The sequence below is a fragment of the Priestia sp. D51 genome (assembly GCF_053345675.1).
In genome coordinates this window covers 15571-41380 of the sequence record NZ_JBLTIR010000003.1, presented here as the reverse complement: position 1 = coordinate 41380, position 25810 = coordinate 15571, and the positions used below count along the sequence as shown (strand labels likewise).

Sequence of the window (25810 nt, the reverse complement as noted above, 5' to 3'; positions counted from 1 at the left end):
GGTACCTCCGTTCTTCATTTTCTTATATGTGGTTTGTACAAGCATGCCTACTTTTTAGCATCTGAACAGTTGTTTCTTGAATCAGCTTAGGAAGGACGCCGAACGAATAAGGCTTATACACTCGCTCTGTCCACTTATGTCCGTCTTTCCCATATACTCCTATATTGATGGACGGAATATTTAACTCCCGAATTTCACGGAAAGGAATCGCCCCTGCAATCCCCCACCCCGGAAAGTTACGTGTAAAAGCATCGATTTCCTCATCTGTCTCATGAAGAGATAAAAAGCTGCCATCCGCTAGGTAGGGAAAAAATTTTTTAAACTGAAACGTCTCTCCCGTCTGTTTTCCAACCTTCTCCACAGCCGCTTGTAAAGGATAAAGAAGCTGCTGATCTCTGCTTTCGTCTTTCTTCAAGTGATTATGAGGCAAGTAAGGCGGTGCAAAAAAGACAATTACGCGCGGACTTTGATGCGGATCTAACTTTTGAAGTTCTTCAATTACTTTAAAGCACCTTGTTCTAAGTTCTAAATGCGCATACTGTTCGAAAGCTCGTTCAATACAAGCCTGAGCATTTATCCCTTTTTGATCCAATTCTTCCAGATAATCTTCCAAACTCACAACATCCACTTTCCAAGACAAGTTTCGCTTTGGTAAATTCGTTCTTCGTGCAAAAAGTTCGTAATAATCAGAAAGTTTTTTCTCTACTTTTTCACATGCTTCGATTGATAATCCAATTAATTGACTCATCACTTCTTTTGCCGTTCGTTCATAGATGAAATAGTTAAAATACAAATGACTGCTTACGGCGGTTTGCACATTATAAGCCTCTTTATTATCTCGTTGATACAGACAGGAAGGTGGCAGTACCAGCTCTCCTTCAATATTTTCAGCTAGATTAATATTGTTATGGATGCTTCCCGTAATCTCAGATGCAATCAAATTAGGATCTATACCAGCAAGCGTATCTCCTACGTGTACCTCCCTTCCGTAAATATAAAAACATGGAAGCAGTTTCCCAGCAGCTCCTGTATAAATATAGCGCGTGGAATCTCCATCGTAAAGAGGTGTAATAAAGTCGGTATTAATCGCTGCTACATATGAAAGATTTTTCTCTTTTTTCAAACGGTTCAGTTCAGAAACAGCAGAAATAATTCCAGCATGCTGACTTTCCTCATCTGGGTTGACCATAAAAAGGACGTTTCCTTCTAATTGATTTGGATGCTTAGTAAAATGCAGCACATTGGCTAAATGTACAGCAATTCCACTTTGCATATCAACGGCTCCTCTTCCAAACATCCATTCACCTGAACGAGCATCTCGCTGTACATCTTCATTAATGTTATGCATAGAGAAATAGTGCTGAAGTTCTTCTGGATCTAACGCTATGTCTTTTAATGGACCAAAATCTTCAATGCCAACCGTATCTAAGTGAGCGTGATAAATAATTGTTTGAGCATTTTTTTGGCTGCCTTGAATAAAAGCAAATACATTTTTTCTGCCTAGCGTATCGCCATTAATTTTCTGTTCCCAAACGTGAAGCGGATTGTCTTTGAAATAAGGAAAACTTTGAAGCGTGTTTTTAATAAAATCAGCAATCTTTACTTCGCCGCTTGTCCCATTGATACTTTTGATTTTCACTAACGCTTGTGTTAAACATTCAACTTGCTCTTCAATGCTTAGCCGTGAGAGTTGGGTATACACTTCTATTCCTCCTGCCTATCAAATAAAAACTTCCTTTAGCTGCATATGAATAAAAGTAGTACGATATATACATATCGTACTACTTTTATTTATTTTAAACCGATTACTCAGCAAATACTTTTTCAATTCGTTCAATTGCCCAGTCTAACTCTTCTTTTGAAATCGTTAACGGCGGAGCAAAACGAATAACCGTACTGTGCGTTTCTTTACAAAGCAAACCTTGGTCTTTTAATTTTTCACAATAAGGACGAGCCTCTTCGTGTAATTCTACCCCGATGAATAGACCGCGGCCGCGCACTTCTTTCACAACTGGATTGCTTAAGCTTTGGAGCTTCTGTTTGAAATAAGAACCTAATTCTAATGAACGCGCTGGAAGTTCCTCGTCTTCAATTACTTCCAAAGCAGCTAATGATACGGCACAAGCAAGCGGGTTTCCGCCAAACGTTGAACCATGAGAACCAGGGTTAAAGACACTTAAAATGTCTTCGTTAGCAACTACGCAAGAGATAGGGAAAACTCCTCCTCCAAGCGCTTTACCTAAAATCAGCATATCTGGTTCTACGCCTTCCCAATCACAAGCAAACATTTTGCCTGTACGCGCTAAGCCGACTTGGATTTCGTCCGCAATAAATAACACATTATGTTCTTTACATAAGTCAGCTGCAGCTTTTAAGAAGCCTTCTGGAGGTAAAACGATACCTGCTTCGCCTTGAATTGGCTCAATTAAAAATGCGGCCGTATTTGGTGTAATAGCGGCTTTTAACGCTTCTAAATCACCGTAAGGAATCGTTTGAAGCCCTGGAAGCATCGGTCCAAAACCACGTTGATATTCTGCTTCGGATGATAATGAAACAGCTGTCATTGTACGACCGTGGAAGTTGCCCACACATGCGATGATTTGTGCTTGATTTTCAGCAACACCTTTCACATCGTAAGCCCAGCGGCGTGCAGCTTTAATGGCTGTTTCAACCGCTTCTGCTCCCGTATTCATTGGAAGAGCCATATTTTTATTTGTTAATTTACAAATCTTTTCATACCATGGACCAAGCTGATCATTATGAAACGCTCGTGACGTTAACGTTACTTTATCAGCTTGACGTTTTAATGCTTCAATAATTTTCGGATGACGATGTCCTTGGTTAACAGCGGAATACGCGCTTAGCATATCCATATATTTATTATTTTCTGGATCGTGTACCCATACGCCTTCTGCTTTTTCAATTACAATCGGCAGCGGATGATAGTTATGTGCCCCAAACTTTTCTGTTTGCTCAATAATTTTCACCGTTTTTTGTGTTTCAGTTGTCATATTTATTCCTCCTTATTTTCCAATTAGAATGTTTCAGATGTTGTTTTTGCTTGCATGTGAAGAACTAGATAATCCGGTCCCCCTGCTTTTGAATCCGTTCCTGACATATTAAATCCGCCAAAAGGCTGGTACCCTACAATCGCTCCTGTACATCCTCTGTTAAAATACAGGTTTCCAACATGGAACTCTTCACGGGCGCGTTCAATATGCTCGCGGTTATTTGATAATAAAGCGCCTGTTAATGCATATTCTGTATTGTTTGCAATTTCCATCATATGATCAAAATCTCGCGCTTTAGAGAATGCTACTACCGGACCAAAAATTTCTTCTTGCATGAGACGAGCTTTTTCATCTACATCCGCAAAAATAGTTGGCTGAATAAAGTATCCAGTTGAATTGTCTGCTTCTCCTCCCGCAACGAGACGCCCTTCTTCTTTTCCAATTTCAATATACGATAATACTTTATTGTACGAAGCCTCGTGAATAACAGGTCCCATATAAGTCGAAACTTCTTCCGGGTTGCCAACAGTTAATGTTTTTGTTAGCGCAACTGCTTTTTCAAGCACTTCATCATATACATCTTGATGCACAACAGCACGAGAACCTGCGGAGCACTTTTGCCCTGCAAAACCAAATGCAGAATATACGATTGAAGAAGCTGCTAAATCAAGATCAGCATCTTTGTCTACAACCACCGTGTCTTTTCCGCCCATTTCAGCTATAACACGTTTTAGCCATTTTTGCCCCGGCTGTACTTTTGCTGCTCTTTCGTAAATGCGGCAACCCACTGCACGCGAGCCGGTAAATGAAACAAAGCGTGTTTTTGGATGTTCCACTAAGTAGTCACCAATTTCAGGTGTAGCACCAGGAATAAAGTTTAATACGCCTTTTGGTAATCCTGCTTCTTCCATTACTTCTACAAATTTCGCTGCTACTACAGGAGTGGCATCAGCTGGTTTTAATAAAATCGTATTTCCGGTTACAATAGCTGCTACTGCGGTTCCAGCCATAATAGCTAACGGGAAGTTAAATGGTGAAATAATAATACCTACGCCAAGCGGAATATAATTGTACTGATTATACTCACCGTCTCGGCTCTGTACTGGGGAACCGTCTTTTAATGTCAGGACTTGACGTGCATAGTACTCTAAAAAATCAATTGCTTCTGCTGTATCAGCATCTGCTTCGTTCCAAGGCTTTCCTGCTTCTTTTACAAGATAACTAGAAAATTCATGCTTTCTTCGACGAATGATGGCCGCTGCGCGGAAAAGAATATCTGCTCGGTGTTCTACTTTCCACTTTTTCCACGTTTCAAAAGCTTTTAGAGCTGACTGCATTGCTTGCTCTGCTAGATCTTTATTTACTGTAGATACATATCCAATTACTTCTTTTATGTTTGCTGGGTTAACAGACGTAATTTTCTCTTCGGTCTCCACTTTTTCACCGTTGATTACAAGTGGATACGTCTTGCCAAGCTGTGTATTCACATATGTTAATGCTTCTTGAAATACCTGTTTATTGTTTTCGTCCTTAAAATTTGTAAATGGTTCATGAGAATAAGAAACTACCATGATATATGCCTCCTAGTATGCAAATCTTTGTTTACTTTATAGTTATGCAAATAGCGTGCCAACTTTTAATAAAACTTTACAGCCTCTTTATCATCAAGGCTTTCACTACTTATATCATTCTTTCTTTTTGATAAAAGAAAAAATAATTGGCATATGTATATTTTTTTGGCGCTTAAAATGCCAATTTTTTTTGCGTAAAGAGGATGTTGAGACATACCTAAATCAATTCAATCTAAAAACGAAAAAATCCGAACGAGTTTGATTCTCCATCAAGAATCAAACTCGTTCGGATCTTCCTTCAACTACACTACTTTTGTCTCAGCCTCTTTCTATTTGTGTATTACGTTATCTTTTCATCATTTGAATGGTTTTGCAGGACTGTCTTTTAATCATTTTGTGAGGAACGCGCACTTGTTCTGCAACAGCATATGGCGTTTCAATCTGCTTAATCAAGCAGCTTACAGCCTGATAACCAAGTTCAAAAATATTAATATCAATTGATGTAAGAGCTGGTCTAGCCATTTCAGCGATTAAGACATTATTAAAACTGACAATAGAGATGTCTTCAGGAACCGAAATTCCCATTTCATCCAATGTATTTAAAACGCCTAATGCCATTAGGTCATCTGCTACTACTAGAGCCGTTGGACGTTCTTTTAGAGATAAAAGTTCGCAAACAGCTTCTTTTCCTCCCTTCTGTAGAAATTCTTCATGAATCACATACTCATCCCGGTAAGGAATGTTTGCTTTTTGAATCGCTTTATCATAGCCTGTTAAACGGTCAATGGTAACGACTAATTCAAGACTTCCACCAATAAAAGCAATACGCTCATGACCAGATTCAATTAAATATTCCGTCGCTTCTTTTCCAGCTTTAAAATTGTCGTTATCAACAAACGTGATGCTTTCACTATGCTTAAACGGCTTTCCAATAACTACAAACGGAACGCTCTGTTCTTGCAAATAAGAAAGTACTTGATCATCAACTTTGGAGTACAGCAAAATTAATCCATCCACTCGTCTTCCCTGTACCATTTGAACAACTTCTGCAAAAATCTCTTCTTCCGTTTCTCCAGTGGACATATAAATCGCTCTTTTGTTTTCGTGAGCTCCGGTGCTGATTCCTCTTAGCACTTCTGGGAAGAATGGATTTTGAAACACCTTGTCTGCTGAGCTCGGCATCACTAGGCCGACTGCCTCTGTCGTTTGATTTGCTAGACTTCGCGCAATAATATTTGGGTGATAACCAAGTTCTTTCATAGCCGATCGCACGCGCTGTTTTGTTTTTTCACTAATTCTTGAGCTGTCTGCAATGACGCGAGATACCGTCGAAGGGGCTACATTTGCTAAATTTGCCACATCTTTTATTGTTACACCCATAATTCCACCTCTTAATTATGTTTTCTTCATTACTACTTATCCAATATAGTTTGACAACTACGACGCGCTGTCCTTTTTATGAGATTGAGAAATTTTCTTTTCTTTTCTTCTTTTTGACGATGCTTTGTACAAAAAGATGCCAAATCCCGTATAAACAGCGGCAACCGCTGCGATATATCCTATGTTGAGCCCTGACTTTTTCACTACTTTATATACATTTGTCGTCTCAGGCTCCAATGAAATGTTGTATACATCGTCAACTGGTCGTATAATTCCTTCCGTTATTAACCCTCTTAGTTCATTTTCTTTTCCAACTTTTTTAAGCGGGACATTAATGGCTGACGTTTCCTTTGTATTATTAATCACCACAAACGTCGTTTCGTCCTTATACCTTCTCTTGTACACGGCCACACCTTTTTGCTCAGACACAATGGTAAAGCTTCCTTTTCGAAGAGAAGGCGATTTCGCTCTAAGTTCAGCCAGTTTTTTTAAATGATCTATAATATCGGGATTAGCTAAAAAATTCATCATGCCATAATTTTCTGCTCCCTTTCCCCCATTCAGCGCAATTTCTGTTCCATAAAAAACGATCGGTACACTCGGCGCAGTATAAAGGTAGGAAAGCCCTTGCTTTGTTCGGGCTCCAGGATGGTTTTCACTCTTTAATGCTTTTGCTGTAAAACGTGTGCTATGAACATCATCTAAAAAATTGGCTAAAGGCAAATTACTTCCTTTTTCCCACTTGTCATACAACATTTTCTGCGGACGATTAGTAACGCTAAACGTAGCAGCAGTGGCTTCGGCTAGCGTTCTATCTACAAGCAAATCCATTCCTAATGAATCAGCCTGCTCACTTTTTTTTAATGAATGCCCGTTTATTTCTCCTATTAATAGAAAGGAAGGATCCATGCTTTTTAACGTCTGAGAAAAGGATGAAATAAATGCAGAAGGAGCTTGATCGATATCTTTAACGTAATATCCGTCAATATCTGCTTGTTTGCTCCACCAGGCAGCATTTTTAATAAGGTATTTCTGCACGGCGCTTTCTTTTAAATTAAGGTGAGGCAATGCTTTAATTACTTCGTTATCCGTACCGGATTCATTACTTATCCATGTTTGTTTTCCTTTATCTGCTATCCAGGTATGATTGTTACTGATTGTCAAAGGAAATTCGACCATAATTTTCATATTGCGCTCATGTGCTTTCTTCACAAGATTTTGTAAGTCTTTTAACGTTCCAAAATGATCGTCTATTTTATAATGGTCGGTCACCGCATATCCATGATAGCCTGTCTCATCATTTTCCATAAAAGGAGTCAATAAAACAGCGGTAAATCCCATCTCTTGAATATAGTCTAACTTTTGTGCTACTCCCTGTAAATCGCCTCCATAATAGGCATCTGAGCGTTCATAGTTAACATTTCGATCATTCTGTTCACTTCCGTTATAAAAACGGTTAATCATCAATGAGTATATCACCTCATCACGTATATCTTTATGATCTTGCGCTGAGGCGCTGCTTCCAAAAAGCAATAATAGTATAAGTAGCATACTTGTCCTTTTCCATTTCATCTATTCCCCTCCTATAGACGAACTGTTTCAAACTCACTTTTGTTTCCATTATAACGTTAACGCTTACATTATTGTTAAATAAGTTGATAAAAACAAAAAAAGTGATTAAAAGTTTTTACTTTTAATCACTTTTTTCTATCTGTATACTGCTATATCGTCTCATTTACGTTCGATATATGAGGTTTATCCGATACTTTACCCACTTTATTTAATCGATCAATCAATCCAACACCAAATTCAGGATGAAGATTGCCGTCTCCTGTCGCTACAAAACTTTCACGAAATTCGTATGCGGATGAACCGTGTTCAGCAAAATCTAAACCAGCAATTTCTTCTTCGCTTGATACTCGAATGGAAGAAAAACGCGTGAGAACAAATAAGAATAACCCAACCGTTCCAATTGTCCAGCCCATCACAGCTATAATTCCAAGAGCTTGAATACCTAATAGCTGTACGCCGCCACCATAAAATAAACCGTTAGCTGTATCAAACAGCCCCACTGCTAACGTCCCCCAAATACCGCAAATTCCATGAACAGTAATAGCGCCAACTGGATCGTCTAACTTCATTTTGCTATCGATAAAATGCACAGCTTCTACTAGAATAATTCCTGCAATCAGCCCAATGACGATCGCACCCGGGATCGATACGTTTGCTGTTCCAGCTGTAATCCCTACAAGTCCAGCTAAGGCACCGTTTAATGTTAAGCTAGCGTCAATACGTTTGTAGCGAAACTTTGTGTATAAAGCAGAAGACAGGACTCCGCATGACCCAGACATTAATGTTGTTGCAATGATTCCCGGGACAAGAGCAGGATCCGCTGCTAATGTACTTCCTCCATTAAATCCAAACCAGCCAAACCAGAGGATAAATACACCTAATGCGCCAAGCGGAATGTTATGCCCTTGAATAGCATTGACTTTTCCATCGCTTCCATACTTTCCAAGACGTGCTCCTAGAAAAGTAACTGCTACAGCCGCACCAAGAGCCCCGGTCAAATGAACAACTGTCGATCCTGCAAAATCTACGAAGCCTAGTTTGGACAACCACCCTCCTCCCCATACCCAGTGACCTACAACTGGATAAATCACAGCTACCATAGCAATCGTGAGCATCATATAGCTGGATAGTTTCATACGTTCCGCTACCGCTCCTGAAATAATCGTAGCGCACGTTGCTGCGAAAACAATTTGGAAGACAAAAAAGCTCATTTGATCGCTTTCTCCATTTAAAAAGAAACCGCTTGAACCGATAAACCCTCCTTTTGAATTTCCAAACATAAGGGCAAAACCAATCACAAAATACAATACGGAAGATACAGCTACCGTTAGCATATTTTTCATTAAGATATTAAGCGAATTTTTCGAACGAGTGAAGCCTGTTTCAACCATCGCAAACCCTGCGTGCATTAAAAACACAAGCACTGCCCCAAACATTACCCACATCATATCAATTGATGCACTGACTGATTCGACAGTTGGATCAGCTGCATTAACGCGTGTTGCCGCCAACAAACTAATAAACAAAACCGCACTAATTTTCTTTTTCAACGCTTAACTCCCCCTCTATTAAAATAACACTCTCTTTTTATAAAATAGCCTCTACACCTGCTTCTCCTGTTCTAATTCGTACAGCATCCTCTACCGGATAGACAAAAACCTTTCCGTCGCCTATTTGGTTCGTAGAACAAATTGATTGAATGATCTTAATGACTTCATCAACTTGTTCTGCTTCTAAAATCATTTCTACTTTGACTTTAGGTACTAGTTTGATTTCAAAACTTTGTCCCCTGAACAGTCCCTGCTCTCCTTTTTGCTGACCGCAGCCTGCCACTTCTGAGACTGTTAATCCGTTTATTCCTACTTCCTCTAATTTTACGCGCAGTGCTTGAAATTTTTCTGGACGAATGATAGCTTCCACTTTTTTCATTGTAACCCCTCTTCCATGTTAGTTTTATTAACATTTAATGTTATATATATTATCATATAGATAATTTTCTGAATATTCAAGTTAATATGTGATAAAAATGAGACTTTTTTCTTATTTACATAATAGTTAACGCTTTCATATCTCTTCAAAAAAAAGTAACGCAAAGGAAAAGTAGCTCCTTTGCGTTACCCCGTAGAAATAGATGTCATAATTTGCTTTTTCACTTGACTTGTGACAAAATGCTTTTCTGTAAATACTTCATAATGTTCTTTTCGAATTTTATCAAGAATTGCTCGGTATAAATGCGCCGCTCCTGTAAGAGGTAAACGAGAAGCCACGGGATATTTATGAATCGACTGAAGCCCTTTTATATAATACATTTCTGCTTCTTTGGCCAGGTGCTCCCACATTTCTATAAATTCAGAAGTGACCCACCGGTTCTCTAATAGCGTGCGCGTATATCCGTAAGAATTCATAAGGTCTTTCGGTAAATAAATGCGCCCTCGCTCTAAGTCTTCCCCCACGTCTCTTAAAATGTTGGTCAGCTGCATCGCAATGCCTAACGCAACTGCTTCTTCTTCTAATTCTTTATGAGTAGTTGGAGCTAAAATCGGTAAAAGCATTAACCCTACCGTACTCGCTACATGATAGGAGTATGTTTTCACTTCATCAAGCGTATCGTATTCTTTTTTTACTAAATCCATTCGCTGACCGGTAATCATATCGTCAAATGCTTGAACATTCATTTCATATTGTTCAAATACATTGCGCAGAGCTACCCACATGGCGCTTTCGTTTAATAGTTCTCCATTTTTAAACCGAGCAAATTCTCCTTCGAATTGCTGCAGCTCTATTTCAGGATTACTTCTTTCATCTACAATATCATCGACTTGACGGCAAAATGCATATACCGCCCATACTGCCTTTCTTTGTTTTGACGGCAGCATGGAAAAAGCTTTGTAAAACGTTTTTGAGTTTTCTTTAATAATTTCTTCACACTGAGTGTACGCTTTGTCTAACGAAATGTTCATCATATAGGACCCCTTTCTCTATTAAAGGATAAACCATCATTTCCTTATGGCTTCACAAGATCTTAAGAGAGCTTTGCAACCGTTTGAATAGACGATTGTTCAATAAGATGATCAGCCAACATTTTTGCTCCTTGCATAACAATTGGCACGCCTCCGCCTGGATGTATAGATGCTCCCACCGCAAAAACATTTTTATATTCGTACGGCTGGTACTGAGGTCTGAATACGCCTGACTGAAACAGCTCAGGAGCAATACCGAAGCTTCCGCCTTCGTAAAGTCCAAATGCTTGAGCATCATTTGGCGTGCGTACTTTTACCCATTCTATTTCTTTACGCAGCTCCCCAAACCCTTTTTCTTCCAAAGTTCGAATGATTCCATCAACAAAATCTTGCTGATTGCTCCAATCAATGTGGCCACCTGATGGAACCGGTACAAGTACATATAGCACACTTTTTCCTTCGGGAGCTAGGGATGGATCAATAACAGAGGGATTAAATGTATAAATAGCGGGATCTTCAGGAATCGTTTTATGCTTAAACACTGCTTCCATATGTTTAGCCAAATCATTGCCCATAAAGTATTGATGCACATTGTGATGATCATATTTTCTCTTCAAACCAAGATAAAGCAGCAGACAGCTGGACGAAGGCACATACTTCTTTTCTTTTTTTTGAACAATTTTCGCCATATTAGGAAAGTCGCCATTTAAAACCACTTGATCAAATGGGTGAAGTTCTTCGTCAACAATAACCCCTTCTGTCTTGTCTCCTAATATAGAAAGCTCTTGAACCACCTTATTCAAATGAATGCTTACACCTTGCTCTATCAGCGCTTTTTCAAGAAGTGGCACAAGACTTGCGTATCCCCCTTTTACGTAATAGATGCCATGAGCATGCTCACTGTAGGGAACAAGGGAATAAATAGCTGGTGCCGAATAAGGATTCCCTCCAATATAGAGAGATTGCAGCGAGTAGGCATCTACTAGACGTTCATCATGGAAATACGTTGAAACAAATTTTCTCATTGATTTATTTGCATTCATTTTTTTTAATGCCTTAATGTTTTGCCATGTCCAAAAATCTCGTTTATTTACAAATGTTTTTTCCAAAAATGCATTACTTCCTAATTCAAATCGCTTTTTTAATTCAGTCATAAAACGCCGGTAGTTTTGCTCTTCGCCTGGAAACAAACGGCTAATCTCCTCTAACTGATCTTTTTCAGTCGCTTTTTTTGTATAGGTCGTACCGTCTGGAAAATGAATATCATAAAGTGGATCACAGCGTATTAGTTCATATTGAGAAGCAGAAATGCCCGCTTCATCTAAAATACGTTCAAGCATTAAAGGCAGCAAGACAATCGTGGGACCTTCATCAATTTTATAACCGTCTTTTTCTACAAACGCCAGCCGGCCGCCCAGCTTGTTTTCTTTTTCGAAAATATCAACAGAAAAACCTCGTTTGCTTAATAACAAAGCGGTAATTAAACCGCCTATGCCGCCTCCAACAATTGCTGTTCTCATAATGCACTCTCCATTTCCTTCATGGTTTTAAACGGCTCATTCAGTAATTGCCCGTCTCTTTTTAAGATGAGCTTTGTCGTAATGCGGGATGATTCCAGAATAGTTGGTAGACCGCTCCCTGGATGAGTTCCTCCTCCAACTAGCCAGCAATTTTCTAATTCTTCAAATTTATTATGCGGACGCAGTACCATCATTTGAGTGAGCTGATGTCCAAGGTTAAATGTCGCTCCTTTATAGACCAGCACGTCTTCTTCCCACTGCTTTGGTGAAATGATTTTTTCAACTTCAATATGACTCTCTAAATCTTTGAAACCCGTTTTCTTTTCTACAATTTTTAATACTGCATCTCGAAAAGCTTTTTGTTTTTCATCCCAGTTTACACCGCTGAAATTATTTGGAACCGGCGCTAAAATATAAAGAGCAGACTTTCCGTCTGGTGCTAAAGTTGGGTCTGTTACACTTGGGTTTTGAATGTAGATGGAAGGGTCTTCTGAAAGAGCTAACGTTTTTGTGATCTCTTCTACATTTTTTTTATAATCTTCAGCGAACACAATCGTGTGATGAGGCAGATCTTTGTACTGTTTGTCTATGCCTAGATAAATCATAAAAGTGGAACAAGAGTATTTTTTCTTTTCAAGTTTTTTAACTGCATATTTTTTAAGCGTACCTTCATCTATTAAATTCGTCATGGCATGAGCAAAATCTCCATTGATAATGACGTCGTCTGCCCCTATTCGCTCTCCATTTTCTAGAATAATTCCTTTTACTCTCTTATTTTCAATCCATAGTTTTTGAACACCTTGGTTTAAGTGGATGTGCCCTTGATGTTCTTCCACTACTTTTGCCATTGCTTGAGATAGCTGATTTACTCCTCCTATCGGATGGAAGATACCGTAAGCATGTTCCATAAACGATAAAATAGAAAAGGCTCCTGGACATTCCCAAGGGGACATTCCCAAGTACTTCGATTGAAAAGTAAAAGCTAATTTCAATTTCTCATCAGTGAAATACTTGCCAAGTACATCATAGAGCGTTTTACCTAAGGATAAATGCGGCAGTGCTCGAATTGCTTCAGGCTTTAAATAGTGATGAAAACGATCCATCTGGCCTTGCAATAAAGGCAGCAAAGCCGCCATCTTTGCTTCGGTGTCTTTCATAAAGCGCTCATAGCCTTCCCCGTTTCCTGGGTATAAACGTTCGATTTCTTCTTTCATCTTTTTATGGTTATCCGTCATCTGAATCTGTGCATCATCAAAGATAAGCTCATACATGAGATTTAGACGTTTTAAGTCCATATAGTCATGCGCATTGCGATTAGCAGCTTGAAATAATTCTTCAAAAATCTGTGGCATGCTCAAAAATGTAGGACCCATATCAAACGTATAACCTGACATTTTAATCGCTGAATTTCGCCCGCCCACGTATCCTTGCTTTTCATATACATCTACTTTATAGCCATGACTTGCTAACAGCATTGCTGCCGCTAGTCCTCCTGGACCTGCTCCAATCACGATTACGTTTTTTTGCATACATACACTCCTAATCTTATACAATAGTTATACAAACATTATACAAAGCTTTATTATTAAACACAACGATAAACTGCTTGTCTTTATTCGAATCATAAAATTACCAATAACTAAACCATGAAAATATGACGTTTGTACCATTTTTCCAGGGTTTCAGTACACTTTCCCTTTATTCGGTGCTTTCAAGCTTTTATTTTATATCTATGTAAAGTTATACAAAAATAGACTGCGGTCTTCTTCTTTACTTAAACGTATAAAAAAGAGAAATGGATGACTGATTTCATAAAAAAACCCTCTGTACTGAGAGGGTCCTGTCATTCAACAATTTGAATATTATTGTGAGTAAACCAGACGTGAATTTGAGCTAGATGAGCTAGCAGCTGAGGCCCTGTCATTAATTGACCAAACCACGGCGCTTTAAATCCTTCTCCGCCTGTATCAATAATATGCTTTAACTGCTGCTTATCAAAAAATTCATAAAGAGGTGACTGTTTATCTTGTAAAAGAGATTGAAGCCATACAGTTACAGCTTTTGTATAAGCTGGGTTATGCGTTTTAGGGTAAGGGCTTTTCTTGCGATAAAGAACGTCATGAGGCAAAATTCCTTCAAGCGCTTTGCGTAAAATCCCCTTCTCTTTATTGCCCGTCATTTTCATCTCCCATGGAATATTCCATGCATATTCCACAAGGCGATGATCTGCAAAAGGTACGCGTACTTCTAAGCTCGCTCCCATGCTCATACGATCTTTACGATCTAATAAAGTTGTCATAAACCAAACCTGATTTAAATAAAACAGCTTTCTCCGCTGCGCATCTTCTAACGATTCACCTTCTAATTCAGGCACTTCCTTTAACGTTTCTTCATATCTTGCACGTACATAATCTTCTAACTGTAATTTCTTTCTCCATGAACTTTGCAGCAAATCAATTCGAGCATCTAATGAGCGCATCCACGGGAAAGTATCCGAAGACAAATCGTGTTTTCGGTGAAACCACGGATATCCTCCAAAAATTTCATCTGCACATTCTCCTGATAAGCTCACGACAAAATCTTGTTTGATTTCACGGCAAAACCAAAGCAACGATGAATCTACATCAGCCATTCCAGGAAGATCTCTCACCTCTACAGCCTCTGTTAAATGCTGCACAAGGTCCTCCGTTGAAATAATGCAGCGATGATGATTTGTTTGAAACGTATCGGACATGAGCTTGATATAAGTTCCATCAGAATTTGGCTGAAACTCATTTGCTTTAAAAAATTTATCATTGTCTTCATAGTCGATAGAATACGTATGAAGGGAGCCCTTGCCGCTTTCTTTGAACGCATTTGCAGCAATTGCTGTAATGGCGCTTGAGTCGACTCCACCTGATAAAAATGTACAAACCGGGACATCCGACACTAGCTGTCTTACAATCGCGTCTTGCACTAAAAATTTAACTTTTTCTGTTGTTTCAGCCAAATTATCTGTATGCTGCTCACTTTTTACGTTCCAGTATCGCCAAATCTTCAATCCGTTACGCGTAAGCGTGAGCGCGTGAGCCGGGCGTAATTCATTTATGTTTTTAAATACGCCGTGGCCGGGAGAACGAGAAGGTCCTAAGCCAAACACTTCTGCTAATCCATCTAATCCTACTTCTGCTTTTACCTCAGGATGAGCTAATATCGCCTTTAATTCTGATGCAAATTGAATTCCACCTTCATAAGATCGATAGAATAAGGGCTTCACTCCCATTCTGTCGCGTGCTATAAATAACTTTTCATTGGCTTCATCCCAGATCGAAAAAGCAAAGATACCGTTAAAATGATCTACGCATGATTCTTTCCATTCTATATAAGATGTTAGAAGTACTTCCGTATCTGAATGTCCCTGAAATTGATAACCTCTTTTTAGTAATTCTTTCCGAATATCTTCCGTGTTGTAAAGCTCTCCATTATAGCAAAGCGTGTAGAGCTGTTCATTTTTTTCTCGCGTCATCGGCTGTCTTCCGCCTTGAGGATCTACTACAACTAAGCGTTTGTGCCCAAAAGCAACATGCTGCTGTGTCCATACGTTGGTGTCATCAGGACCTCTTTTCGATAAAGTGTCAGCCATTTTTGTTATTGTTGCTGTTTCATTTAAAAGCGATCGCTTTAAATCGACCCAACCCGTTATACCACACATCGTTTATCATCCTTTCTTTCACGCTCTTGTTTATGAATGAAATAATGCCATTGTATGCACGCAGTAGTTACAGTTGAATTGTCCTTATATTTTATTTTTACTTTTCAGTTATAAAGAGAGCTTTTTTAGGCAATAAAAAAATATGGATAAATTTCACACGGAGGTTTGATTATGAATCATTATTCTAAACAACAAGCTATGAACAATCAGCCGCGTTCCTTCGTGATTGGTACGGTTGAATGTGTTGATTCACAGTGGATTTTCTTTGAAGATGAAAGTGACGAAGCTTCCATGCTTCATGAAGTAATGGATGAGACATTAGAACTTCTTATTGATACACGCTGGGAAAAAGCCATTATGGTTGATGACCGTCAAATAAAGCTTCACGATGGAACGTATTTATTGCGAAATGGGGATAAGCTAAGACTGACTAAAAAGCTACCTTATGCATACGAACAGCTTCTTCAATCACTACCGAAAGAGACCTTTTTATCATTCACTCAGCACTTAAATTCATTAAAATTCTCTCTTTATGATTGTATTTACTGTCACAACACATTATGTTTTTTACCGACAGACGGTGATACAAAAGGTGCTAATTTTATCATTTATGACAATGAGGAAAAAATTTGTGCCGTTCAGCATTTATTCGAACGAGGCACGCAATACCTAGATCGATTTGAATATACCGTTAACGATGGAGAACGTTCAATGAATCTTTTTTTAGGTTAAAGCAAAAGAAAAGAGTTTGAGACATAACTTCATCAACCTAATCTAAAAAGAAAAAATTGGATATATGAGTTCGTATTGATTGCTTTTAAACCGCTATTGGTTTCCGTGCAAGGCTTCGCTTTCCGCGGGCGGCCGATGAGCCTCCTCGTCGCCTACGCTCCTGCGGGGTCTCACCTGTGCCACTTTTCCCGCAGGAGTCTTCGCCTTGCCCTCCAATCAACAGCTAGAAGCACCTACACGCATTAAATTTACTTTCACCATGACAACGAAAAAAAAACCGAAGTATTAATCAGAATTCTGATTAATACTTCGGTTTTTCTTTGAACTAAAATACTCTTGCCCTATCCTCTTTTCTTATCCTAGCACGACATATCCGTAATAGAATACTAAGATAAGCGCAATTACAAGAACTGCCCAAGCAACGCCTGTACGTTTTCTTTTTTCAGTACGAACAAGGACCATTTCCATTCCCACAAGCACTAACACTCCGGCAATTCCTTTAATGAGCGCTGCGCCTTGAAAATGGTACCAAGCTGCTAACATATGCAGACCTGATACTAACACTAATAAGTATAGAAGTCTCGCCACCATATGTAGGATTTTTTGACCTTTAGCTTTACCTGCTCGATGTAAAATCAACGAAACCACAAACGAGATAATCAATAATGTCCAAAGCGTTACATGAATATGTAGTGGAGCCATTCATCTCACGTCCTTTCTGAAAATATCATATCATGAAAACCTTTCCTTCACCAATAATAAAAGGAAGGAAAAGGATTTTTAGCGACTTCGTCCATAAGTAGCATACCGAATGAGTTTTTCAAGGGGCCCATCTAAAAATAGGCTAATCCATATCCAGCTTCCCAGCAGTTGAATAGAAAGGATAATCGCCGCAATAGACAAACCTTCTACAATTGAAATATGCCCATAGTATCCTAATCCATATGAGTAAAAAAGAAATGTACATACAATGGACTGGACGATATAGTTAGTCAAAATCATTCTCCCCAAAAGAGCAAATGGCTGCATGATTTTTTGAATAGATACACTTCGCATAGCTAATGTGACCAACGTTACAATAAAAATAGCTCCTGCCGTTCCTCCGATTGTATCGTGGATATAGGATGTAGCTACATTGTGATCTAAAGCATACGGCAGTACGGATGATACTGTATACGCGATAAATGAAATAAGGCAAAGCCACTTTGTCTCCACTATATATTCTTCTATTTCTTCGAACCAATTGCTTTTCGCCATAAAACCGCCTAATAAAAACAGTGGAAATAGCGATAAAAACAGAAAAGGAACCGTATTTAAATTATACGCGTAGTACCAATCCAGCAAGCGCTGATGAAATATTGACGCAAAACTTCCGTGTCCATATACTTGAAGCGCTTGGTCAATAATAGGCTGGTGAATTCCTGCTGCTGTCTCTCCTTCATTAGCAAAAGCCGCTACCGTTAAAATAACAATCATAATCACAGCGTAAATACTAAATATTCCAGTTCCCCATGCTAATAACACTTCTTTCTTTGCTTCTTGAAAAAATAGCATGATCAAAGCAAAGAAGCTGTACATCACAATCATATCACCGTGCCAAATAAATAAAGCATGAATAGCCCCAACGAGAAGCAAAGCCGTGATTCTTCGTACATAAAAAGGAGTAAAGCTTACTTGCCTTTCATATGTACGCTGGAACATTTTCATAAAACCAAATCCAAACAAAATAGCGAGCAGCGCGTATCCTGTCCGCCCTACAACTACATCAACTAATCCATTAGCAACATAACTCATTCTTGAACCATTCATCAAATTATTGTCGTAATAGGAAGCAGGCGAATAAAAATCGGGCATGTTCATCAGCAAAATACCAATAAGCGCGATTCCTTTTAATACATCTGCTGCTTCAATACGCTGTTCTTTATCAGCTGCGTTCATTTTGAAACGTTTCATTCTTCCACACCTTACATGATTTCATTATTGCTTTCACATTATATCGAACGCAAAAGTTTTTCTTCAATGTTTACTATTTCCATCCCTCTTTTTAATGTTTTACTTACTATCTGCATATAGATAAGGAAAAAGCATTAATCACCTTTTTATCTAGGCTTCATATGCTGTTACTAGACTAAATTAAAAGGGTGTTTGCCTATGCCTGCCATTGTTGGTGTTGTTAATCTTAACAGTGTTGGTTCAGCCAGCGTCTTTCATATTGGAGATGTTTATACAATAGCCCCTATTTCTACTGCTAAAACATTTGCTGGCGCAGGTTCGTTTAATACAGGCGACGGATTATATGTTGTGAATCAGCAGAGCTCAACGAATACGTCGGACAATGACGTAAATGATCAAAATGTCGCTGGAAATCTCTAATAGAAATGAAGCTCATACAGGAGGATGCTTATGAACTTTTATGTAAATCAAAGTATCTGTATTCAAAGTATGAAAATCAGTGCCGTAAGTAACTCTTCGGTACTTCAAATTGGAAGCGTAGGTGTTATTAAACCGAACTCAAATCTCTTTAATACAGGAGGGTTTACAGGCGCTGCACCTACTGAAACAAAAAAAGGCATTCTTGGATCTGTTTCTCCCTCTACCTTTACTCCCGGAACCGGTGCTGGCACTGCACCCGCTCCTTTTTCACAGTCGTTAACTCCCCCAGCTCGAGACAACGACTGACATGTTACAACCTTCATCGCCATATGTATATATATAACTATTTTCTTTATCGGGAGATAAGGGAATCGAGGTGATTGAAGGTGGATAACATGAACTATATTCAGCAGGTTCATCAGTATGTTCAGCAAATGTCTTCGTATATTCAGCAGCAAGAAGAACGCATTGCTCAGCTTGAAAAAAACGTACAAGAACTTCAGCAAAAAATAAAAGAGTTAGGTGAACAGCCACCTATTAAAATTGATAAAATTGAATATAAATTTGAACAGTTAAAAATTGATTCTTTAGATGGAACATTAAATATTGGATTGAACCCTCTTACACCCGATAATTTAGAAGATATCATTATTAATGAGAAACCAGAAGTAACATTTCCGCAAGGAGCTCAGCCACAAGGTCAGCAGCCTCAAGGTCAGCAGCCTCAAGGTGAGCAGCCGGGACAACCCGGAGGTCCTGGACCGCAAAATCCCAGCTTAAAACCATTGGATCGCCAGCTAGAAAAGCAGTGGGTCTCTGATATTCATGAAACGATTTTAGGTGAACTTAATCAACATGGATTTTCTATGGTTCAACATGTGCTTGATGAGCGCTCGATGATGATTGATGAATCGTACTACGAGTTTATTTTAGAAGATATTAAAAAGCAGCTGCAGCAGCGGATTACTTTTTATATACAGCAAGTTCAGCCGGAAGAAATGGAACGGAATTTTGAACAAATTAAACCGCAAATTATCGGTAAACTTTATGAAGATATGAAAAAAGGAATTGACGCATTTTTAACGTATTTACCTGAATCCTTAAAGAAAGGTGGACCCCCTTCATGAACTTTAACGTTGTAAACCGTGAATTGCTTGTTGGAGACGTTAGTATTACAGGCGTATCTTCTTCTTCTCTTTTTTTAATTGGTGATGCAAATTACATCTCTCTATCCTCAACATTTGATACGCCAGCGGAATCTTTGATTATCGGCCCTTATGTTCCACTATCGTTATCATAAAGGAGCGTATGTATGCTTTCACGCACATCTTCTGTTAATTATATAGAAATTAATTCCTTGTCGGCGAGCTCTTTTTGCCAAATTGGAGATTCAACAGAAATTCACCTACTCAATAAAGCGTTAGCTGATCGGAGACAATACCCGTTTTTCTACGGCAGAGAAGGAAATTTTGATGATTATGCTATCTTTAGTGAGCCTATTCCCCATGGCGATTACGAACCTATTCCCGTTCAAACATGGAATGAAATACCTTTGATACGCGTTAACAGAATTGATATAAAAGGATGTTCATTCTCGTCAGTTATTCATGTGGGCTCAACGTGCAATGTTTATGCAGAAGCTCGCATTAAACATATTCGTGAACTGATCAACGATGAACCTTCAAAGGAAGCTGAAACAGGAGCTTCAAAGAAAGCTGAAACAGGAGCTTCAAAGAAAGCTGCTTCAGAAGCTAGCGGCAGTGAGTGAACCTTTTAAGAAACTGCTCATATACTAAACTAATATCACGAAAAAAAGGGTGTGAACTTCATGCCAGCAATAATTGGACCCGTTAGTATCATGAGCGTCGGAGGCGGTGTCGTAACGTTTGGAGATACGTTCTATGTTTCTCCAAAAAGCGCTGCTAAAACAGCCTCAGGCTCCGGTTCTTTAAATACAGGTAACTTTGTTAATACCAATAACGGCATTTCAGGAACAAATACGTTAGATCCAGATTTATTCGATCAAAATATAGCGGCAAATGCTTAAAAAAACCCCTTATCTTTGCTATTAAAGCGGATAAGGGGTTTTTTATTCACCTGGATTTTCGGCTGTTTGATTTTTTGGTTTTAGGTAATTTAGAAGAAGGCTGTTTACGAATCCATTTAATAAAAGAGCTAATTTTAGAATCAGCTTGTAATAAAGAAATCGTATTAAGACGAATGGCTAATTCATCATTTGTGTATAACGCATGAATTTGTTTATGACACGGAATACATAAGTTTGCCGTCGGTTCAAACGCTCCGCCCATTTCCTTTGGCGTTAAATGATGTACGGTCGTCAAGACATCCTGCCTTCCGCATAATTCGCATGTTCCTATTCGCCTGTCTTTTTTCTTCATATAGATTTCCTTCCCTATAAAGTTTCTACTCTTACACTAGTTCCTTTGCCAGAAGGCTCGGATGGCTCAACAATCAAACGTTTTGGCAGACGAGCACGAAGTTCTTGTACGTGACTGATGACTCCAATTGATAAATTATTGGACTGAAGTTTTTCAAGCGCCGTAACCACGGTATCAAGAAGCTCTCCATCAAGCGTTCCAAATCCTTCATCTAAAAAGAAAAACTGCAGTGGATATTCTCCTCTTAGCTGTATTTGTGCAGATAATGAAAGGGCCAGAGCGAGGGAAGTTAAAAATGTTTCCCCTCCCGATAAAGTTGAAACCGGACGTTTTACGCCTCCATTTGCATCATCTCTCATGATAAAGCCGCCTTGTGAATCAACTTCAATCGCATAGCGCTGACGTGTTAATATACCCAGACGCTCTGAAGCATCTCGGCTAACGGACATCAGCTGTTCTTCAGCAATATATTCGACGAAAGCATTTCCTTTAAATACTGTTTGAAGCTTTTGATACTGTTCAAATAACGCTTGTTTTTCTTCACGGTCCTGTTCAAGCACTAAAAATCGCTCATGCCGTTCTTTGACGCTTTTTAACGTTTGCTCAGCTGCTCCCTTGAGCTGAACGGCTTCTTTTACAGCGGCTTTTATATCATGAAGCAGCTGCTGAGTTTCTTCAAATTGCTGCTCTTCTATGGACTGGTGATTCAGCTGGATATTTAACTGTTCAATTGATGACTTCATCTGTTTTATGTTGTCCCAATAAGCCTGAACAGTTTCATCCAACAATTTCATCTCATCATGTGATAACAAAGCTTGCTGAACTTCTTTTTCTTCGCTGAATAAAGAACTCCCTATCGCTTCTTCCCATTTTCCAGCTGCTTTTTTATACTGGATATGAGCTGTTTCTAGAGATTCGCTCGCTGCTTTTTCATCCATTTGCAGCGTTTGATACGCTTTTTGAACAGTCTGCCAATGTTGATACGCCTGCTGTTCATTCGTCTCTAACTCCGCAAGTAAGTGAACTGTTTTTTGCAGCGCTTGTTCAATATCTTCTTGATCTGTAAGCGTACGCAAGCGTTCAATTTGCGAGTGAACAAGAGATTGTTTATGAGACAGCATTGCTTTTAATTCTGTAAATTCTTTTTCGCCCGCATATTTTTCTTCTTTTAGACGTTCGATTTTCTTTTGCTGATTTTCAAAAAATACGCTGCTTTTTTCAATTCGAGCCTTTATTGTCTGCTCTTCTTTTTCTCGCTCGTTTAGCTGTTCATTAATTTTTTCCATCTCTTCAAATACAAAGGAAGGATAATCTTGTTGGAAAGCTTCTTTTCCTGCTTGTAACGCTTGTTTTTGCTGAGTGACTTTTCTTTCCAATTCAGCTTGTTCTTTTTGATAATGAGCAAGCTCTAATTCAATCTTTTCAAGACTTTGCTGGACCTTTTGTACCTGCCCGAGAATTGCATGCTGTTTTTCGCTTACCTGCAAATAATCCTGCTCAAGAGATTTAATTTCAACTTCTATTTTCTTAGCATACTGACCAAAGGCATCTGTACTCATTTCTCCTAAAGCAGGAACTTGGCCAGCTTCGTTCATAAACCCAGCTAAATCAGGTATTTTTTCAACAAGAGGTTTAGCTAGCTGTTCAAGCTGCATTTTAAGCGACGAATAGCTAAATCGCTGTTCACGCAACTGATTGACTTGATCTTCGAACTGATCCGCTGATTCTACTGTACCATTTTCTTCTTTTTGGTTTAACACGGGGTTAGGATGATGCTCAGAGCCACAAACTGGACAAGGCTCTCCTTTAGTCAGCTGCTCAGCTAATTGATGAGCCAGACGATGTGACCATTCTTTTTCCTTGCGTCTTTTTAGATCACTCATTAAATGATCCGCCTGTTGAAAAAGCTGCTGAAACTCTTTTTCCCGCTCACATACAGTGTGATACAAGCCTTGAATATCTGAAAATAACTCTTTACTTCGTTCTATTGTTTGCTGATATCTCTCTTGGTGTGTTTGTTTTTGTGTATACAAATGCTGAAGCTGTTCCGCTTTTTCTTTATACGTTTTTTGGCCTTCATCTAGATTTTTTTTATCATTATTCCATACTTGATAACGGTAGAATGCTTGCTGAACAGCCTGCCGATAATCAGGTTGAATCTCCACTTTTGTTAATGCTTCTTTTAACTCTTTTTGAAGGTTCAGACCTTGCTGATACCGCTTATCCGCTTCTATTAATTCATCATTTTTCGTTTGAAGTGCCTGCTGCTTTTGCTGAAGAGAAACTTCCGCTTCTTTTACTTCTTGCTGCCCATCTTTAATTTGTTTTTGAAGATCAGAAGCTTGTTGGAGCTGTTCTTTTTGAACAACCAATTTGGGCTGCTGTTCATTTTTTTGTAAGCGAGCCTGCTCATATAAGCTATTGGATCGCTTATATTCCTCACTTTGCTGAACAATTTGCACTTTTAATTTTTCTACTTTATCTTTATAAAGCTTCTGCTGTTTTTCAGCTTGTTCAAATGTTTCTAAATAAGGAAAAAGACGCTCTGCCTGCTGCGCTTTCGTCAGCAAATCTTGCTTTTGTTTAATCTCCTCTTCCTGCTTAGAAGCATGCACTAGTTTTTCTTCTAACAGTGTTTTTTCCTGCTGCGCTTTCCAAAGAGACGCCTGCTGATCGTATCGTTCCTGCAAATCAGCCGCTTCTTTTTCTCGTTTTTCCAAAAGTACAATGCTATCACTTACAAGCTGCTCGGCTTCTGTTACTTTCTCTGTTGAAGCTTCACCTAATCCCGTTTGTTCTGCCGTGATTTTATCTAGGTCTGTTTTTAGCTGCTGAACTTGATAGCGTATTTTCTTACTAAGCTGATCTCCGTACTGCTCGAGATTAAAAAGACGCTGAAGCATTTGACGACGTTCCGTCCCTTTTAACGATAAAAACTCTGCAAATTTTCCTTGTGGTAATACAACAGCTCTTGTAAAATCATCAATTGTTAAACCAAGAAGTTCCTGTACCTGCTGGTTTACATCATTTGTTTTATCCGCTAATACGTACGTTTCATCTTCGATTTCAATCAATCGACTGGAAGCTGATTTCACACGCAGCTCATCTGTCCGTTTAAAGCTTCGTTCAACAGTATAGCGTTTTTTATGACTAGCGTTTTCCAGCTCGAACGTAAACGATACTTTCAGTTCATTTTCCCCGTGATTTAAAATTCCTTGTGTATTATTGGCTGCACGCTCTACTTTTCCGTATAAAGCTAGTGTAACGGCATCCAAAATGGAGGATTTCCCGCTTCCAGTAGGACCAAATATTCCAAACACACCGCCTGAACACAGCGCTTCAAAGTCGACAGTTTGTTTTTCTCTAAAACTGTGAAGCCCCGAAACGGTCAAGTTAATAGGTTTCATTTTTCATCCTCCTTTCCCGATACTTCTTCATCGTTAATCAAGGTTAAAAACAGTTTGACTAACTCATCATCAGGTGCCCCTCCGCCGGTTTGCCTGCTGTAGAACTTTGTAAACAGTTCTTCGATCGGCACTTCGCGCTGTGAACGTGTTTCATGTGCTAGTTCTTCTGCTTTGAATACCGGACGAATATGAATAAAGCCTGGATGAAGCTTGCGAAGTCGATGGATTTCTTCTAGTGAAAGTGCATCTTCTACGTGAACTTCTAAATCAACCCATGCCTGCGCATCTTTCTGTTCATCAAGCCACGTATATACTTCTGCCAATCCGTTTTTTGCTTTCCAACGCGTCAAAGGCTTTCCGCTAGATAATGGAATTTCCGTCATTTCAACCTCTTTTCCTGGCTGAGCATCTAAAATGGTCACGGACTTTGCGTACCCTGACTCTGAAAAGCTATAAGCAAGAGGTGAACCAGAATATCTTGCAAAGGTGTTGGCGCGATTGATCATTTGCGGGCGATGCAAATGTCCTAGAGCTACATATTGAGCATTAGCAGGCAAACTAGTTGCCGCCACCGTATAAGCTCCTCCTACTTCAATTGGACGTTCTGAGTCCGTTGAACTTCCGCCTGCTACGTAAATATGACTCATCGCAATATTAACGGTATCTGTTGTGAACTGCTCACTCATTTTATCGAAAATACCTTTTACTCTGGCATCGTATGAATTTCGAAGAGCCAGCTCATCATTTTCTTCTGCTAACAGTTCCTTTAACCTTGATTCAGATGGGTAAGGAAGAGCCGCAACCTTTAATATTTCATCTGATGTAGGAATGTGAATGCTTTCTACATCGGTAGTAGGCAAACCAAGAAGCGTAATATTTTGATGAACAGCTAATGGAGAAGCCGCCGACAGCCGATCTGGGTTATCATGATTACCTGCAATAACAATAATTGGACGTTTTCCATTGTTGCTCAACCTAGACATACTTTCGTAAAAGAGCTGCTCTGCCGCTGCTGGAGGATTAACCGTATCAAAGGCATCTCCCGCCATGAGAATAGCATCTATCTTTTCTTCTTCCACAATGTCTGCCAGTTCATCTAAAAACTGTGCTTGCTCAGCTAGACGGCTTCGACCTTCTAACGTTCGCCCCAAATGCCAATCCGCTGTATGTAATAAACGCATGTTACTCTCTCCT

24 protein-coding genes are annotated in these 25810 nt (G+C 39.2%); 7 read left to right on the top strand and 17 right to left on the bottom strand.

Features of this window, described 5'->3' with window-relative positions:
• Positions 1 to 22: 22 nt before the first annotated feature.
• The 11 genes from ACNHOZ_RS12160 to asnB all read right to left on the bottom strand — a co-directional run bounded on the left by ACNHOZ_RS12160 (position 23) and on the right by asnB (position 15705).
• Entirely contained in the window at positions 23 to 1702 is a 1680-nt protein-coding gene (locus ACNHOZ_RS12160) for a M20/M25/M40 family metallo-hydrolase (protein ID WP_255899160.1), read from the bottom strand.
• Between the two features lie 103 nt (positions 1703 to 1805).
• Positions 1806 to 3011 (bottom strand): ornithine--oxo-acid transaminase, encoded by a 1206-nt coding sequence (locus ACNHOZ_RS12155; protein WP_028412399.1) that lies wholly within the window; start codon positions 3009 to 3011, stop codon positions 1806 to 1808.
• Between the two features lie 23 nt (positions 3012 to 3034).
• Positions 3035 to 4582 carry an L-glutamate gamma-semialdehyde dehydrogenase gene (gene pruA, locus ACNHOZ_RS12150; protein ID WP_033578027.1) on the bottom strand — a complete coding sequence of 516 codons (1548 nt, stop codon included), beginning with the start codon at positions 4580 to 4582 and terminating at the stop codon, positions 3035 to 3037.
• A gap of 345 nt (positions 4583 to 4927) precedes the next feature.
• Positions 4928 to 5962, bottom strand: a complete 1035-nt coding sequence (locus tag ACNHOZ_RS12145; protein WP_255899154.1) for a LacI family DNA-binding transcriptional regulator — start codon at positions 5960 to 5962, stop codon at positions 4928 to 4930.
• Positions 5963 to 6019: 57 nt separating this feature from the next.
• Positions 6020 to 7534: an alpha-amylase family glycosyl hydrolase gene (locus ACNHOZ_RS12140; RefSeq protein ID WP_255899151.1), complete on the bottom strand. Its 1515-nt coding sequence runs from the start codon at positions 7532 to 7534 to the stop codon at positions 6020 to 6022.
• 149 nt (positions 7535 to 7683) lie between these two features.
• The gene (locus tag ACNHOZ_RS12135) at positions 7684 to 9084 is read right to left on the bottom strand and encodes an ammonium transporter (protein WP_034327384.1); all 1401 of its coding nucleotides are present in this window, start codon (positions 9082 to 9084) and stop codon (positions 7684 to 7686) included.
• A gap of 37 nt (positions 9085 to 9121) precedes the next feature.
• Positions 9122 to 9463 carry a P-II family nitrogen regulator gene (locus ACNHOZ_RS12130; protein WP_028412404.1) on the bottom strand — a complete coding sequence of 114 codons (342 nt, stop codon included), beginning with the start codon at positions 9461 to 9463 and terminating at the stop codon, positions 9122 to 9124.
• A gap of 185 nt (positions 9464 to 9648) precedes the next feature.
• Positions 9649 to 10497, bottom strand: coding sequence for a phytoene/squalene synthase family protein (locus tag ACNHOZ_RS12125; protein WP_255899146.1), 849 nt, complete (start codon positions 10495 to 10497; stop codon positions 9649 to 9651).
• 59 nt (positions 10498 to 10556) lie between these two features.
• Positions 10557 to 12014 carry a phytoene desaturase family protein gene (locus tag ACNHOZ_RS12120; protein WP_255899144.1) on the bottom strand — a complete coding sequence of 486 codons (1458 nt, stop codon included), beginning with the start codon at positions 12012 to 12014 and terminating at the stop codon, positions 10557 to 10559.
• Complete coding sequence (locus ACNHOZ_RS12115) at positions 12011 to 13543, bottom strand: phytoene desaturase family protein (protein WP_047751661.1); 1533 nt, start codon at positions 13541 to 13543, stop codon at positions 12011 to 12013. Before ACNHOZ_RS12115 ends, ACNHOZ_RS12120 begins: the two co-directional genes overlap by 4 nt.
• A gap of 314 nt (positions 13544 to 13857) precedes the next feature.
• A complete protein-coding gene (gene asnB, locus ACNHOZ_RS12110; protein ID WP_028412408.1) occupies positions 13858 to 15705 on the bottom strand; it encodes an asparagine synthase (glutamine-hydrolyzing) in 1848 nt (615 codons plus the stop codon).
• Between the two features lie 171 nt (positions 15706 to 15876).
• Between asnB and ACNHOZ_RS12105 the strand changes: the two genes are divergently transcribed.
• Positions 15877 to 16437, top strand: a complete 561-nt coding sequence (locus ACNHOZ_RS12105) for a DUF2777 domain-containing protein (protein WP_255899140.1) — start codon at positions 15877 to 15879, stop codon at positions 16435 to 16437.
• Between the two features lie 85 nt (positions 16438 to 16522).
• Here the strand turns inward: ACNHOZ_RS12105 and ACNHOZ_RS12100 are convergent, their stop codons facing one another.
• The 3 genes from ACNHOZ_RS12100 to ACNHOZ_RS12090 form a co-directional block, all read right to left on the bottom strand.
• Positions 16523 to 16657, bottom strand: coding sequence for a hypothetical protein (locus tag ACNHOZ_RS12100; RefSeq protein ID WP_255899137.1), 135 nt, complete (start codon positions 16655 to 16657; stop codon positions 16523 to 16525).
• Positions 16658 to 16791: 134 nt separating this feature from the next.
• Positions 16792 to 17139: a DUF1516 family protein gene (locus ACNHOZ_RS12095; RefSeq protein WP_013055360.1), complete on the bottom strand. Its 348-nt coding sequence runs from the start codon at positions 17137 to 17139 to the stop codon at positions 16792 to 16794.
• Positions 17140 to 17217: 78 nt separating this feature from the next.
• Positions 17218 to 18390, bottom strand: coding sequence for a DUF418 domain-containing protein (locus ACNHOZ_RS12090; RefSeq protein WP_255899134.1), 1173 nt, complete (start codon positions 18388 to 18390; stop codon positions 17218 to 17220).
• Positions 18391 to 18588: 198 nt separating this feature from the next.
• Here ACNHOZ_RS12090 and ACNHOZ_RS12085 point away from each other — a divergent pair, with 198 nt between their 5' ends.
• From ACNHOZ_RS12085 to ACNHOZ_RS12060, 6 genes are all read left to right on the top strand, one after another.
• Positions 18589 to 18810 (top strand): spore germination protein, encoded by a 222-nt coding sequence (locus ACNHOZ_RS12085; RefSeq protein WP_013055358.1) that lies wholly within the window; start codon positions 18589 to 18591, stop codon positions 18808 to 18810.
• 30 nt (positions 18811 to 18840) lie between these two features.
• Positions 18841 to 19116, top strand: a complete 276-nt coding sequence (locus tag ACNHOZ_RS12080; protein WP_029324687.1) for a spore germination protein GerPB — start codon at positions 18841 to 18843, stop codon at positions 19114 to 19116.
• 89 nt (positions 19117 to 19205) lie between these two features.
• A complete protein-coding gene (gene gerPC, locus ACNHOZ_RS12075; protein ID WP_255899129.1) occupies positions 19206 to 19937 on the top strand; it encodes a spore germination protein GerPC in 732 nt (243 codons plus the stop codon).
• Entirely contained in the window at positions 19934 to 20110 is a 177-nt protein-coding gene (locus ACNHOZ_RS12070) for a hypothetical protein (protein ID WP_013055355.1), read from the top strand. Before gerPC ends, ACNHOZ_RS12070 begins: the two co-directional genes overlap by 4 nt.
• A gap of 12 nt (positions 20111 to 20122) precedes the next feature.
• The gene (locus ACNHOZ_RS12065) at positions 20123 to 20578 is read left to right on the top strand and encodes a spore germination protein GerPE (protein WP_255899126.1); all 456 of its coding nucleotides are present in this window, start codon (positions 20123 to 20125) and stop codon (positions 20576 to 20578) included.
• A 60-nt stretch (positions 20579 to 20638) separates the two neighbouring features.
• Positions 20639 to 20857, top strand: coding sequence for a spore germination protein (locus tag ACNHOZ_RS12060; RefSeq protein ID WP_025749935.1), 219 nt, complete (start codon positions 20639 to 20641; stop codon positions 20855 to 20857).
• 46 nt (positions 20858 to 20903) lie between these two features.
• Here ACNHOZ_RS12060 and ACNHOZ_RS12055 read toward each other — a convergent pair whose 3' ends face one another.
• The 3 genes from ACNHOZ_RS12055 to ACNHOZ_RS12045 are packed head-to-tail and all read right to left on the bottom strand — an operon-like array spanning position 20904 to position 25797.
• On the bottom strand, positions 20904 to 21209 hold the full coding sequence (locus ACNHOZ_RS12055) for an HNH endonuclease (RefSeq protein ID WP_033578017.1): 306 nt from the start codon (positions 21207 to 21209) through the stop codon (positions 20904 to 20906).
• A gap of 14 nt (positions 21210 to 21223) precedes the next feature.
• On the bottom strand, positions 21224 to 24616 hold the full coding sequence (locus ACNHOZ_RS12050; protein WP_447697133.1) for an SbcC/MukB-like Walker B domain-containing protein: 3393 nt from the start codon (positions 24614 to 24616) through the stop codon (positions 21224 to 21226).
• Positions 24613 to 25797 carry an exonuclease SbcCD subunit D gene (locus ACNHOZ_RS12045; RefSeq protein WP_034263948.1) on the bottom strand — a complete coding sequence of 395 codons (1185 nt, stop codon included), beginning with the start codon at positions 25795 to 25797 and terminating at the stop codon, positions 24613 to 24615. Before ACNHOZ_RS12045 ends, ACNHOZ_RS12050 begins: the two co-directional genes overlap by 4 nt.
• Positions 25798 to 25810: the final 13 nt, after the last annotated feature.